Annotated in this window: 11 protein-coding genes, 2 tRNA genes and 1 other RNA gene; 7 read left to right on the top strand and 7 right to left on the bottom strand. The window is 74.7% G+C overall.

Translation table 11 applies throughout. The features are described from left to right. Positions 1-7 precede the first annotated feature (7 nt). Positions 8-1,321, bottom strand: a complete 1,314-nt coding sequence (locus LWC33_RS03325) for an amidase (protein WP_233302696.1) — start codon at positions 1,319-1,321, stop codon at positions 8-10. A gap of 20 nt (positions 1,322-1,341) precedes the next feature. Continuing rightward, positions 1,342-2,547 (bottom strand): M20 metallopeptidase family protein, encoded by a 1,206-nt coding sequence (locus LWC33_RS03330; protein ID WP_233302697.1) that lies wholly within the window; start codon positions 2,545-2,547, stop codon positions 1,342-1,344. 78 nt (positions 2,548-2,625) lie between these two features. Between LWC33_RS03330 and LWC33_RS03335 the strand changes: the two genes are divergently transcribed. The 4 genes from LWC33_RS03335 to LWC33_RS03350 all read left to right on the top strand — a co-directional run bounded on the left by LWC33_RS03335 (position 2,626) and on the right by LWC33_RS03350 (position 4,936). After that, complete coding sequence (locus LWC33_RS03335) at positions 2,626-3,144, top strand: tRNA adenosine deaminase-associated protein (RefSeq protein WP_233302698.1); 519 nt, start codon at positions 2,626-2,628, stop codon at positions 3,142-3,144. A gap of 139 nt (positions 3,145-3,283) precedes the next feature. Next, entirely contained in the window at positions 3,284-3,751 is a 468-nt protein-coding gene (locus tag LWC33_RS03340; protein WP_372476539.1) for a nucleoside deaminase, read from the top strand. Between the two features lie 34 nt (positions 3,752-3,785). Then, a tRNA-Ser gene (locus LWC33_RS03345) sits at positions 3,786-3,873 on the top strand. Between the two features lie 88 nt (positions 3,874-3,961). Continuing rightward, positions 3,962-4,936 (top strand): ornithine cyclodeaminase family protein, encoded by a 975-nt coding sequence (locus LWC33_RS03350; protein ID WP_233302699.1) that lies wholly within the window; start codon positions 3,962-3,964, stop codon positions 4,934-4,936. A 164-nt stretch (positions 4,937-5,100) separates the two neighbouring features. Here LWC33_RS03350 and LWC33_RS03355 read toward each other — a convergent pair. After that, a tRNA-Ser gene (locus tag LWC33_RS03355) sits at positions 5,101-5,188 on the bottom strand. A gap of 73 nt (positions 5,189-5,261) precedes the next feature. Between LWC33_RS03355 and ffs the strand changes: the two genes are divergently transcribed. After that, an RNA gene (gene ffs, locus LWC33_RS03360) (signal recognition particle sRNA small type) lies at positions 5,262-5,358 on the top strand. Positions 5,359-5,416: 58 nt separating this feature from the next. Next, a complete protein-coding gene (locus LWC33_RS35755) occupies positions 5,417-8,386 on the top strand; it encodes a DNA polymerase III subunit gamma and tau (RefSeq protein ID WP_308190897.1) in 2,970 nt (989 codons plus the stop codon). Between the two features lie 61 nt (positions 8,387-8,447). Here the strand turns inward: LWC33_RS35755 and LWC33_RS03370 are convergent, their stop codons facing one another. From LWC33_RS03370 to LWC33_RS03385, 4 genes are all read right to left on the bottom strand, one after another. After that, positions 8,448-9,743 carry an NF041680 family putative transposase gene (locus LWC33_RS03370; protein ID WP_233302700.1) on the bottom strand — a complete coding sequence of 432 codons (1,296 nt, stop codon included), beginning with the start codon at positions 9,741-9,743 and terminating at the stop codon, positions 8,448-8,450. Then, on the bottom strand, positions 9,710-10,165 hold the full coding sequence (locus LWC33_RS03375; protein ID WP_233302701.1) for a hypothetical protein: 456 nt from the start codon (positions 10,163-10,165) through the stop codon (positions 9,710-9,712). Before LWC33_RS03375 ends, LWC33_RS03370 begins: the two co-directional genes overlap by 34 nt. A gap of 532 nt (positions 10,166-10,697) precedes the next feature. Continuing rightward, positions 10,698-12,413 carry an alpha/beta hydrolase family protein gene (locus LWC33_RS35760; RefSeq protein ID WP_233302702.1) on the bottom strand — a complete coding sequence of 572 codons (1,716 nt, stop codon included), beginning with the start codon at positions 12,411-12,413 and terminating at the stop codon, positions 10,698-10,700. A 21-nt stretch (positions 12,414-12,434) separates the two neighbouring features. Continuing rightward, on the bottom strand, positions 12,435-13,235 hold the full coding sequence (locus tag LWC33_RS03385) for an N-acetylmuramoyl-L-alanine amidase (protein WP_233302703.1): 801 nt from the start codon (positions 13,233-13,235) through the stop codon (positions 12,435-12,437). Positions 13,236-13,307: 72 nt separating this feature from the next. On the opposite strand from LWC33_RS03385, the gene LWC33_RS03390 reads away from it, so the two are divergent. After that, entirely contained in the window at positions 13,308-13,649 is a 342-nt protein-coding gene (locus LWC33_RS03390; RefSeq protein ID WP_081924365.1) for a YbaB/EbfC family nucleoid-associated protein, read from the top strand. The last annotated feature ends 1 nt before the right edge of the window (position 13,650 follow it).

Raw genomic sequence — 13,650 nt, forward strand, 5'->3', positions numbered from 1 at the left:
GGGGTGGTCAGTCCCGCTCCAGCACCCCCGCCACCCGCAGGATGCCGCGCTCCTCGAGCCGGACGCCGGTGATCTGCACGCCCGCGGGCAGCTCGCCCGGTGCCACGGGGGCCGGGACCGATACCGAGGGCCACTTCGTGAGGTTGAACGGGCAGGTCAGCGCCAGCATCGACGACCGCACCGGCACGCCGTCGACCTTTCGCTCGCCGATCGGGGTGGCGCGCAGCCGCGTGGTGGCGCTCACCAGCACGTCCATGCTCGACACGGCCGCACGGAACTCGGCGGTGAGCCGCTTCCGGGTCCGCTGCGCCGCCACGTACGCGTATGCCGGCCGGTCCGCGAGCATCTCCAGCCGCTCGGCGGTCTCCGGCTGGTAGTCGTGCCGCCGGGTGGCGAGCCACTCCCGGTGCGTCGCGTAGGCCTCGGCCCCCACGATGTCGGCGTAGACCCCGGCCAGCTCGTCGATGAAGGGCGTCCGGATCTCGAAGATCTCCGCGCCCGCCTTCTCCAGCAGCCGCACCGACTCCCGCACCGCCTCGGCCAGCACCGGGTCGGCGGCCTGCCAGTACTCGTCGACCAGCACGCCGACGTGCGCGCCGCGGATCCCGGGCGGCTGGATGCCGCCGCCGGTGCCGTCCGGGCGGGACAGGACGTCCCACGCGACGGACGCCGAGTGCACGTCCGCCGCAAGGATCCCGACGGTGTCGAGCGTCTCGGCCAGCGGGAACACGCCGTCGGCCGAGAGGGTGCCGAACTCCGGCTTGAGCCCGACGACCCCGCACAGCGCCGCGGGGGTGCGCACGCTCGCCCCGGTGTCGGTGCCCAGCGCGATCGGCAGGTGCCCGGCGGCGACCGCTGCGGCCGACCCGGACGACGAGCCGCCGGTGATCCGCGTCGGGTCGTGCGGGTTGCGGGCGGGGCCGGTGGCCGAGACGTCGCCGGTCGGGCCGTAGGCGAACTCGTGCGTGGCCAGCTTCCCGACGATGACCGCACCCGCCTCGCGCAGCCGCGCCACGACCGGCCCCTCGGTCGTCGCGGCGGGGGCGTCGGCGAGCACCGCCGAGCCCGCGTGGGTGGGCAGGCCGACGACGTCGAACAGGTCCTTCACCCCGACCGCCACGCCGTGCAACGGGCCGCGCCACTCGTGCCGGGCGAGCTCCGCGGCACGCTCCTCGGCGGTGGCCAGCGCACGCTCGGTGTCGAGCGTGACGACGGCCGCGTGGTCGTCGGCGGCGAGCCGGTCCAGGACGTCGCGGACGTGCTCGACGGGCGAGAGCTCGCCGGAGCGCAGGGCGAGGGAGAGATCACGCAGGCTGGTCACACGTCCACCCTGCCACTCGGTCAGAGCAGCGCCAGCGCGGCGTAGAGGGCGGCGCCCGCGGGGAGCACCGACTCGTCGAACCGCACGCGGTTGGAGTGGTTGGGCGGGGTGTCGTGCGGCGAGGCCCCGGGCGGGCAGGCGCCGAGGAAGGCGAGGGCGCCGGGCACCCGCTCGAGCACGTAGGCGAAGTCCTCGGCGCCCATGATCGGGGTGGCGAGGGTGCCGACCCGGGCGTCGCCGAGCAGCCGGCGCGCGACGTCGGACAACCGCGTGGTGGCGGCCGGGTCGTTGACGGTCACGGGGTAGCCGGGCTCGATCTCGACCTGCGCGGTGCAGTCGTGGGCGAGCGCGGTGTGCGTGCAGACCCGCTCGATCTCGGCCCGCACCGCCCGGCGGACGCCCTCGGACATCGTCCGCAGGGTGCCCTCGAGCTCCGCGGTCTCCGGGATGACGTTGTCCGTGGTCCCGGCGCTGATCCGGCTCACGGTCAGCACGGTGGGGTCGTGCGTGTCCACCTTCCGGGTGATCATCGTCTGGAGGGCGCCGACCATCGCCGCGGCGGCCGGGACAGGGTCGACGGCGTGGTGCGGGGCCGACGCGTGCCCGCCACGGCCCGTGACCGTGACCCGGAGGACGTCGGCCGCCGCCATGATCGGGCCCGGCCGGGTGTGCACCTCGCCGCTCGGCATGGTGGCGCTCACGTGCAGGGCGTACGCGGCGTCGGGCCGGCCGCCGGGACCGCGGCGCTCCAGCAGCCCCTCCTCGATCATCTGCCGGGCGCCGTGGAAGCCCTCCTCGCCCGGCTGGAACATCAGCACCACCCGGCCGGTGAGCTGCTCGCGCCGCGCGCACAGCAGCCGGGCGGCGGCGGCCAGCATCGCGACGTGCAGGTCGTGACCGCAGGCGTGCATCACGCCGTCGACCTCGGAGCGGAACGGGCCGGGCACGTCCTCGGGCAGCGGCAGCGCGTCCATGTCCGCGCGCAGCAGCACGGTGCGGCCCGGCCGCGCGCCCTCCAGCACCCCGACGACCGAGCTCAGCCCTCGGCCGAGGTGCAGGCGCAGCGGGAGGTCGGCCAGGTCGGCGACGAGGGCGTCGCGCGTGTGCGGCAGGTCCAGGCCCACCTCGGGCCTGCGGTGCAGGGCGCGGCGCAGCGCCACGGCGCGGGGTTGCAGGGACCGGGCGGCGCCCAGGAGGGTGGCGGGGGCGGTCGCGAGGTCGGGCACGGTCCGATCCTGGCACCGCGCCCACCTCCACCCGAATTGTGGTTTGTGACACAGCGCGAACACGCCTACCGTGGGCGCATGCCGGTGCAGACGGTGGAGGCGCCCACGGAGACGCGCGGTTCGTCGCTGCCCGGGTTCGCGGTCGCCGCGATCCGGGAGGAGGGGCGTTGGCGTTGCGTGCGCCTGGATCCCGACGCCCTGGTCGACCTCGACGCCGCGATCACCGAACTGCGCGGGCTGCGGTCCACCGGCGCGGTCGTCGGGCTCCTCGACGTCGACGACGAGTTCTTCGTCCTGCTCCGCCCGGTGCCCAACGGGGTGTCGCTGATGGTGTCCGACGCCGCGGCGGCGTTGGACTACGACGTCGCGGCCGACGTGCTCGACCTGCTGCGGGTGGAGCTCCCGCCGGACGACGACGCGCTCGACGACGACCCGTGGCCCGAGGGCGACCTCGCCATCCTCGCCGACCTCGGGCTGCCGGCCGAGGAGCTGGGCGTGCTTGCCGGCGAGATCGAGCTGTACCCGGACGAGCAGCTGGCCGCGATCGGCCGCCGCTGCGGGTTCGCCGAGGAGCTGGCGAAGCTCATCGGCAGCTGAGCGGAGCGCGCGGGCGGGCTTCGGCGCCGAGCGCAGGCTGCGGAGCGGACATCGGCGCCGAGCGGAGCCTGCGGAGCGGACATCCGCGCCGAGCGGAGCTGCGGAGCGAACATCCGCGCTGACCGGGCACGATGGCCGGGTGCTGCCCACCAAGGCCGACGACGTGCTGCTCGGCCGCGCCCTCGAGGTCGCGGCCGGTGCCCTGCGGACTGGGGACGTGCCGATCGGCGCCGTGGTCGTCGACGCCGCGGGGTGCGAGCTGGCCGCCGCCGCCAACGCCCGGGAGGCCCTGGGCGACCCCACCGCCCACGCCGAGATCCGCGCGCTGCGCGAGGCCGCGCGGGTCCGCGGCGAGTGGCGGCTGGAGGGCTGCACGCTGGCGGTGACCGTCGAGCCCTGCACCATGTGCGCCGGCGCGTTGGGCCTCGCCCGCGTGGAGCGCGTGGTGTTCGGGGCATGGGAGCCGAAGACCGGCGCGGCGGGCTCGCTGTGGGACGTCCTGCGCGACCGTCGGCTCACCCACCGCCCCGAGGTGGTGGGCGGGGTCCGGGCCGCCGAGGCCGCGGCGCTGCTGGAGGCGTTCTTCGCGGGGCACCGGGGGGCCTGAAACTCCTCGCGGACCGGCTTGTAACCTTGTCGGCGGTAGCGTGTCCGAGCGGCCGAAGGAGCGCGCCTCGAAAGCGCGTGAGGTTCACGCCTCCGTGGGTTCAAATCCCACCGCTACCGCCAGACCCGCCGGGCGGGCCCACAAGGGCCCCCCGGCGTTCGTCGTCCCGGGGGCGTTGACGGCGGCCGGAGCCCTCAGCACCATCGTCCGATGCGCCTGCTCGACCGAGCCGCCGTCCGGGCTCTGCTCGACCCGGACGAACTCCTCGACGCGGTCTCGACCGCCCTGGTCGACCTGAGCACGGGGCGGGCGTCCGTCCCGCCGCGGATCGCGGCGCAGGTCGGCGAGCTCGGCCTCCTCGCCGCCATGCCGGCGTACAGCGAGACGCTCGGCGTCGTCGCCGCGAAGCTGCTGACCCTCTACCCGGGGAACGACTCGCTGGGGCTGCCGACGCACCAGGCCCTCGTCGCCGTGTTCGCGCCCGAGGACGGCACCCTGCGCGCACTGATGGACGGCGACGTCGTCACGGCCGACCGCACCGCGGCTGCGTCGGCGCTGTCCGTGCAGGCCCTGGCCCGCCCCGACGCCCGGGTCCTGGCCGTGCTCGGCACCGGTCCGCAGGCGCAGGCCCACGCGCGCTACCTCGCGCGGATGCGCCCGTTCGAGGAGATCCGCATCGGCGGGCGCGACCCGCACAAGGTCGCGGCGGTCGTCGACTCCCTCGCGGCGGAGGGCGCCGCCGCCCGGGCCTGCACGATCGAGGCGGCGCTGCACGATGCGGACGTGGTCTGTGCGGCCACCAGCACCCTCCGTCCGCTCGTCGGGCCGGACGGGCTGCCGGACGGGGTGCACGTGGTCTCCGTCGGCTACCGCCCGGAGGGGCGCGAGGTGGACGCGGCCCTGCTGACCCGCGCGCAGATCGTGGTCGAGCACCGCGCGACCACCCTCGCGCCGTACCCGGTCGGCTCGAACGACCTCGCCGAGCTCCTCGAGCGGGGGAGGATCCACCCCGACGTCGTCCTCGAGCTCGGGGAGATCCTCGGCGGCCTGCGGCCCGGACGGGCCTGGGACGAGCAGCCGACCGTCTACAAGTCGGTCGGGGTGGCGGTGCTCGACGTGGCGGCCGCGGCGGTGGTGCTGGCCGCGGCCGAGCGGACGGGGGCGGGGCTCGAGACGGCGCTGTAGACGGCGCTGTAGACGGCGCTGTAGACGGTGCCCGTGGTCCGGGTGCTGTCGGCGGTGGGCCTGTCGGCGCTGTGGGCCTGTCGCGGCTCTCAGACATGTCGACGCCGCCGCGGCGGGCCCGGGAACGACGAACGCCGGGCCTCGACCCGGCGCTCGTGTTCGCGTGGCGGAGGATAGGGGATTCGAACCCCTGAGGGATTGCTCCCAACACGCTTTCCAAGCGTGCGCCCTAGGCCACTAGGCGAATCCTCCGGCGGGAACGATACGCGACGCGTTTTCCGACCCCCGCCCCGGGACCCTCCCCGGGGGATGCGGCTACACTCGGCACCGGACCCCGCGCGGCGTCCATCCTGTGAACTCCCCCAGGGCCGGAAGGCAGCAAGGGTCAGCGGGCTCTGGCGGGTGCGCGGGGTCCCCTTCGTTCTCTCCCCGCTCCGCCCCTTCCCGGTCTTGTCGGGGGTGGTGGGTAGCCTCGCTCGCGTGGCGCTGGCTCTGTACCGGAAGTACCGCCCGGCGAAGTTCGCCGAGGTGGTGGGGCAGGAGCACGTCACCGAACCCCTGGGTACGGCACTCGCGGCCGGCCGGATCAACCACGCGTACCTGTTCTCCGGCCCGCGGGGCTGCGGGAAGACGTCGTCGGCGCGGATCCTGGCCCGTTCGCTGAACTGCGTCGAGGGGCCCACCCCGGATCCCTGCGGCGTCTGCTCCTCGTGCATCGCGCTCGCACCCGAGGGGCCGGGGAACATCGACGTCGTCGAGCTCGACGCCGCATCGCACGGCGGCGTGGACGATGCGCGCGAGCTCCGCGACCGCGCCTTCTACGCGCCGGCCGAGTCGCGGTACCGGGTGTTCATCGTCGACGAGGCGCACATGGTCACCACGCAGGGCTTCAACGCCCTGCTCAAGATCGTCGAGGAGCCGCCCGAGCACCTCGTCTTCGTCTTCGCGACCACCGAGCCGGACAAGGTGCTGCCCACCATCCGGTCCCGCACGCACCACTACCCGTTCCGGCTGATCCCACCCGGCACGCTGCGGTCGCTGCTCGAGCGCATCTGCGCCGACGAGGACGTGCACGTCGAGCCCGCGGTGTACCCGCTGGTCATCCGCGCGGGCGGCGGCTCGGCGCGCGACACGCTCTCGGTGCTCGACCAGCTGCTCGCCGGCGCCGGGCCGGCGGGCGTCACGTACGAGCGTGCGGTGGCGCTGCTCGGCGTCACCGACGTCGCCCTGATCGACGACGTGGTCGACGCCCTCGGCGCGGCCGACGGCGCCGCCGTCTACCAGGCGGTGGACCGGCTGGTCGAGGCCGGCCACGATCCGCGCCGTTTCGCCTCGGACCTGCTGCAGCGCCTGCGTGACCTGATGCTGCTGCAGGCCGTGCCCGAGGCCGCCGAGCAGGGGCTGGTCGAGGCTGCCGCGGACGAGCTGTCCCGGATGGTCGAGCAGGCCGCCCGCCTGGGCCCGGCCACGCTCACCCGGTACGGCGAGATCGTGCACGCCGGGCTCACCGAGATGCGGGGGGCCACCGCGCCGCGCCTGCTCCTCGAACTGTTGTGCGCAAGGATGCTGCTGCCCGCGGCCACGACGTCCGACGCCGGGCTGCTCGAGCGCCTCGAACGGGTCGAGCGGCGGCAGGCCATCGCGCCCGAGCCGGGTGGGGGCGGACCGTCCTCCGGCCTGGGTGGTGCTGCACCGGCCGTGTCGGGTGGTGCGGCTTCCGCCTCGTCCGGCGGCCCGGCTTCCGCGGTGTCCGGTGGGGGAGCCGCCGGCGGGGAGGCCGCGCCGCGGTTCGTCCGGCGGTCGCAGCGGGCGAAGGGGGACTCCGCCCCGGCGGCGGTGCGGCCGTCGCAGGAGGGTGCGGCGGACGGGGCTCGTCCCCCGCAGAAGGCGGACGACGCTGCGGCGTCCGAGCAGGTCACGACCGGTCGCGAGGACGTCGCTGCGCGAGCGGAGGACCGGCCGGCAGGTGCCGGCGACAGCAGCGCGCCGCGGGAGGCGGAGGGTGCGCCGGGTGGCGAGGCTGCTGCTTCCGCTGACGCACCCGAGCAGACAGACGCAGCCGCTGGGGTACACGGACCCGGCCGCGCAGAAGCGCCCGCCCGGGAAGACGGACCCGCTCCCACAGACGGACCCGACCGGGGAGACGGACCCGCCCGCGCAGACGGACCTGCCCGCGCAGACGGACCCGCTCCCGCAGGCGGACCTGCCCGCGCTCACGGACCTGCCCGCGCAGACGGACCCGCTCCCGCAGACGGACCCGACCGGGGAGACAGACCCGCCCGCGCTGAAGCGCCTGCCCGCGCTGACGGACCTGCCCACGCTGACGCACCGGCCCGAACTGATGCGCCCGCTCGCGCTGACGCACCTGCCCGCAATGACACGTCCGCCCGCACAGACGCGCCCGCCCGCGCCGACGAGTTCGAGGCTTCGGCGCGCGGCGAGGACTCCGGCCCCGCGGCGTCTGCTCAGGAGGCGGCCCCGCGCCGGAAGGACGAGCCCGAACGCGCAGGTGCCGGTCGCGAGGCCGCCGCCTCCGGGCCGGATGCTGATGAGGCATCGCACGAGGCCGTCGGGCATGTTTCCGCTGGTCACAACCCGTCGAGCGAGGCGCCCGGTCGCGAGACTTCCGGCCGCGGAACTCTGCCCGGGCACGAGGCTGCCGCCCGTGAGAACGCTGGACGGGCTGACGAGTCGCGGGCAGCCGAGAGACCCACTCGACGCGAGTCCTCGGCGCGGTCCGACGCGTCGCCGCATCAGGTGGCCCCGAGCGGTCCTTCGCCCGCAGCGGAGCCCGCTGCCGAAGCCGGCGCTCCCGGCGCGGTTGAGGGGGCGCCTGCCGCGCAGGGTCTCGACGGGAGCGGCGTCCGACGCGTGTGGTCGGAAATCCTTGCCGCAGCCCGTCAGCGCAGCCGCAGCACGGAGGCGCTGCTGGTCAACGCCACCGTCCGTGCGGTGCAGGACGACACGCTGGTCCTCAGTATCGGCTCGCCACCGCTGGCCCGGCGGCTCTCGGAGCAGCGGAACACGGACGTGATCTCCGAGGCGTTGCGCGCGGTGCTGGGCGTGCAATGGCGCGTCCGGTGCGAGACGGGCGACGGCGGCGTCCCCGCCCAGCCGCCCCGGCAGGCGGCGCAGCGGCCAACTCCGCAGCGACCGTCGCGGCGCGAGGCCCCGGAGCCGGAGCGGCCGCGGCCCGAAGCCACGCGACCGGAGCGCGCCGAACCACGCCGCTCCGCACCGCAACGCCCCCGCGATGGCAGCAGCTCCGACGAGGGCATCCCGCTCCCGCCCGAGCCGCCGTCCGACGAGCCCCCGCCGGACGACGAGGAGGCCATGTTCGCCGAGGCCGACGCGTCTCGCGCGGAGCGAAGCGTCCGCCGCGACCCCGAGGAGGTCGCCATCGAGCTGCTCTCCTCGCAGCTCGGCGCCCGCGCCTTCGACCAGCGCTGACCGCTCACACCTTGGTTCCCGCGCCCTCAGCCGCGTCCCGTGCGCGGCCTGAGCTTGATCTTTAACCTGCTGCTGCCGGGCTGGTAGCGCTGGCAGGGTGTTTGCCGACGTCGTGGCGGGTGGCGCGTGCTCGGTTGCGGGAGCCGGGTGGACGTCCTGGGCCGGGGCGGCCGGGTTTCGGTGCTCTGGCCGGATGGCTGGTCTTCGCGCGGAGGTGGCGAAACCCGCGGCGGACCCGCGCGGGGGTCAGCCGGCCCGGCTCGGCGGGTTTCTCCCAGGGCCGCCGTAGATCGGCGGCGAGCGGGCGGGCCAGACGCAGCTGGGTGTAGGCGCCGATGATCAGCCAGGTCCAGCGGTCCGCCGCGCCGGGGGTGCGGATCTTCGGGACGGTCCAGCCCAGGGTCTGCTTGAACAACCGGAAGGTGTGCTCGAGATCGAACCGGCGCAGGAACCCCTGCCACCACCGGTCTACATCCGCTGCCGTGGCGCCGACGACCGAGGACCACAGCCAGACCGGTTTCGGGGCGTGATCACCGGGCAGGCGCTCGACCTGCAGCCGGATCAGGGTGCCGGAGATGATCGGTAGCTCCCCGGGGTGGTCGACCCACACACCGCGGTGGGTCAGCCGCGGGTAGAGCCCATCCCAGGCAGTGGCGACCGCCCGGCCGTAGCGGGTGGTGTCGGTAGCAGTGGTGTGCGCCGGTGTCCACCACGTGTCCGGGTCGGAGAGGGCGAAGTCCGGGCCGTGGCGCGGTGGGCGCCCGGTCGCCCGGGCCGGGCGCAGAGCACGCGGGCCGCGTAGGACCCGGTCCGAACGCAGCCGGCCGAGCAGCTCCACCGGCAGGTCCGCCAGCACATGCGCGAGGCGGGTGATGTCGTAGCCGGCATCGGTGACGATCAGGATTGGCAGGTCCCCATCACGCCACTGCCCGGCGGCGATCAGCCGGTCGACGACCTCGCGGAGTTGGGCGGCGGCGACCGCGGTGGCGTCCTGGGCGGGGCCGACCCGGACCACATCCAACAGCGCGGTCCACGAGGTGCGACCGGGTTCCAGCGCGGCGACGAACGAGTACGGCCAGCCCGGGATCATCTGCGCGTTGCCCCGGCCACGGCCGTAGACGTGACAGAACAGCCGCTCCGCGCTGGTCGGGGCATCCGAGCGCAGCCACGGCGAGGTGTCCACCGCCAGCACGATCCGCCCGTCGACCGCCCGGGGCAGCGGAAGCGCGGCCAGAGCCCGACGCAGCGCCCGTGGCTCGACCGCCCCGCAGGCCAGCGCGTCATACATCGCGCCGTGCCCACGCCGATGCTCACCGACCAGGGTCAGCTCCGGCAGCGGACCGGGCCGTCCGCGCACAGGACCGCCTCGCACAGCTCGAACAGCGCGTCCGCCCGCGCGCTGAGCGAGCCGTAGAACTCCAGCCGGAACCGGCCGAGTTCACCCCGCCAGCCCAGGGTGTCGAACACACCGCCGCCCCGACCATCCGTCACACTCATCACCGCGGCCATCGCCTTCGTCTTCGAGCTCTGTGGAAGGAACCCGAAGAGGATCAAGCGATGGCCGCGCCCATGTCCCGCCGACACGCCGCACGAACAGCACCGACTCGACGTCGACAGCGCACCAAGGTTAAAAATCAAGCTGAGGACGGCACCAGGGGGCACCAAGATCGCTCTGGGATGAGCATCAAGATCGTTCTGACCGTCACTGGAGCGCGGGGCGTGCAGCAGTAGCGTGTCGCTCGGATCGATCACCGACTGGGTAGTGGTCGCGAGCGTCACCGGAAGGCTGTCTTGGCAGCCACAGCGCTCCTCTCGGATTGATCATGGTCCTTCGGCAGGCCCGACAGTCATCGAGGTCGCGGCGGCGGCGCGGTTCGCGACCCCTATCACGAACCCGGGAGCACGAGCCCAGGAGCAGCAGCCGTGCTCATCGCGGCCAGGGCGCCGGATTCGGCCATCCCTGCGGACCGTCGGCATGGTGCGGTGCTTCAGCCGCTCCACAGCGGCTGCTGCACCACAACCGCCCTCGCAGCCCGGCTCGGGGCGCCAGAAGCCGCGACCTGCCGAGGCACACAGGCCCGACTCGCGGAGGTTCAGAGCCCGACTCGGGGAGGCGAAGAGCTGGACTCGCGGAGGTTCAGAGCCCGACTCGCGGAGGCGCACAGCCCGACTCGCGAAGGTTCAGAGCCCGAGTCGCGGAGGTTCAGAGCCCGACTCGCGGGAGCCCACACCCCGACTCGCGGAAGCTCAGGGCCCGACTCGCGGGAGCCCACACCCCGACTCGCGGGGCCGGAGACCCAGGACCGCGAGCTCAGAGGTGGGAGAGGAGGTCCAGGCCCCGGGAGAAGGCGGTGATCTTGTTCTCCCGCTTGTCCGGCCCGTGACCCTCGTCGGGGAAGACCAGCAGCTCGGCGCCCGTGGCCTCGGCGATCTGCCGCGCCTCGGAGACCGGAACCCGCGGGTCGTTCTCCCCGTGCACCACGAGCAGTGGCGCACGGATCTCGTCGAACCGCGTGAGTGGCGACGCCGAGGCGAGGAACCCGGGGTCCTCGCCGTACTCGCGCGCCCGGAACGCCCGCCGGTGCGGGGCGGTGTTCTCCAGGAAGGTGACCAGGCTGGACATGCCCGCAATGTCGACACCCACCGCCCACCGCTCCGGCTGGAACGCGAGCCCGAGCAGCACCAGGTAGCCGCCGTACGACCGGCCCCACAGCGCCGCCCGGGCGGGATCGCAGCCGAGCCCCGGCAGGGCGTCGTGCAGCGCGGCGAGATCGAGCAGGACGTCGAGACGCCGCTCCCGGTCGTCGGCCGAGTACCAGCGCTTCCCGAACCCGGTCGACCCGCGGACGTTCGGCACCAGCACGGTGTGCCCGGCGGCCACGAGCAGTTGCACGACCGGGTCGAAGCTGCGCACCGCCTGGCTCTCCGGCCCGCCGTGCAGCACGACCACCGCGGACCCGTCGGGCGAGGCCGGCCGGTACACCGCGCACGGCACCTGCTCGCCGTCCGATACCGGCACCTGCACGTCCGTGGGATGCACGAACGGCGGGCCCTCCCACGACGCCACGGTGCCCGTCATCGGCGCGGCCTGCCCGGACGTCAGGTCGAGCAGCACGACGTCGCCGGGCGTGTCCGGAGCGGTGAACGACAGCGCCGCGAACCGCCCGTACGGCGAGAAGACCGGCGGGGTCCGTGTGACCACCCCGTCGACCGGCAGGGCGACCGTCGTCCGCAGCTCGCCGGTCGCCGCGTCGTGCAGCCGGATCGTGTCGATGCCCTCGGCCGACCGCACCACCAGCAGGGCGCTGCCGTCGGGCGCGAGCAGGCCCAGGAGGTCGGCGTCGTCGTCGGCGGCGAGCCAGGACCTGCCGAGCAGCGCGACGCCGATCCGGTCCCGGCGCGCGTCCGTGCTGACCACGACCTCGTCGCCGGCGAACTGCGGCCGCACGAACCGCGCGCCCTCGGCGAGCACCTGCACGCGCCCGCCCTCGGTCTCGGGCATCGTGTCGACGGCCAGCAGCCGGTCCGTCATGGCCTCCTCACCGGGCACCGTGACCAGCAGCCGCCGCCCCTCCGCGTCGGCCGCGACCTCGCCGACCGGTCCGCAACCGCTCAGCACGGTCTCCTCGACGCCGGCCCCGACACCGTGGATCACGAGGTCGAACCCGACGCCGTCGCTCCGATTGGTCATGTAGACGACCCGCCCGGGCAGCACCGCGAGCAGCAGGTTCACGTGCTCCGGGTCGTCGACCAGGGGGACGAGCTCGCCGGACGCGAGGTCGAGCAGGCTGAGCTGGGCGCGCTCGTTGCCGTTGCGGTCGTGCTCGACGACGACCCGCCGCTCGCCCGGCAGGTACCGCCCGCGGCAGGGGCTCTCGAAGTTCGTGAGCGGGGTGGCGGTGCCGTCGGGGGCGAGTTCGACGAGCTGGACGGAGCCGGAGGCGTCGCCGCCGGCGAGGACCCGGCCGGAGTCGTCGACGTCGAAGGCCCGCCAGGTGGGGAGCGCGAGGAGCTGTTCGGCGTGCACCGCGGCGACCCTACGAAAGGATCAGCTCGGCAGCGCGCCGAGGAAGTTCCGGATGCCCGTCGCGATCGCGGCGGCGTAGCGCTCCCGGCCCTCGGCTGACGAGACCACGGCGGCCTCCTCGGCGTTGCGCATGTTCGCGCATTCCACCAGGGCCGCGGGGACCGTCGCGAAGTTGAGCCCGCCCAGGTCGGGCCGGGGGGACAGGCCCTCGCGGCCGACGTAGGTGCTGGTCGGGAAGCCGCCGCCGCGCAGGGCGTCGCGCAGGTCACGGGCGAGGTCGACGGCGGGGCCGGACTGCGCCGCGTTGAGCGGCGGCGAGGAGTAGGCGACGTGGAAGCCGTGCCCGGCCGCCGCCGCCCCGTCGGCGTGCAGCGAGACGAGCAGGTCGGCGCCGGCCTGCTGGCCCGCCTTTCCGCGCTCGTCGACGCAGGGGCCCACGCCGTCGTCGGAGGTCCGCGTGAGGACGACGGCGATGCCGGCGGCCTCGAGATGGGCCCGGACCCGTCCGGCCAGGTCCCAGGTGAAGGCGTGCTCGGGGTAGCCGGCGTCGGTCGAGGTGCCGGTGGTGTTGCAGGCCTTGGTGCCGCCGCGGCCGTCGGGGACCTGACGGGTGATCGCGGCGCGGGCGGACCCGTTGCCGCCGTTGTGCCCGGGGTCGAGGACGACCGTCCGCTTCGGCGCAGGCGCGGCCGTGGGGGACGCGACGACGCTGCTGGTCGGGACCGCCACCGAGGGAGCGGGCGCCGCGGGGCCGGCCCTCGCGCAGGCGACCAGCAGGAGCAGGGCCGGCGTCAGGACGAGGGCGCGACGCGGGGCGGACACGGCAGACAGCGTGTCACGGCTACCCTGGGTCGCGAGACCGCACACGCGGGCGAGACCTCGAGGAGTGTTCTGGTGCAACCGGGTGGTCAGCCGGACATGTCGATGATCCTGCAGCAGGCGCAGAAGATGCAGGAACAGCTCATGACGGCGCAGCAGGAGCTCGCCGAGGCCGAGGTGACGGGCCAGGCGGGCAACGGGCTCGTGCGCGTCACCCAGACGGCGGCGGGCGAGATCCGCCGCGTCGAGATCGATCCGAAGATCGTGGACCCCGAGGACGTCGAGACCCTGCAGGACCTGCTGGTCGGCGCCATCCAGGACGCCTCGCGCGCCGCGCAGGAGCTGCAGGCCGAGAAGATGGGCCCGCTGACCGGTGGCCTGGGCGACCTCGGCGGGTTCGGCCTTCCCGGCGTCTGAC

Source organism: Pseudonocardia terrae, assembly GCF_021343995.1.
Taxonomy (GTDB): domain Bacteria; phylum Actinomycetota; class Actinomycetes; order Mycobacteriales; family Pseudonocardiaceae; genus Pseudonocardia; species Pseudonocardia terrae.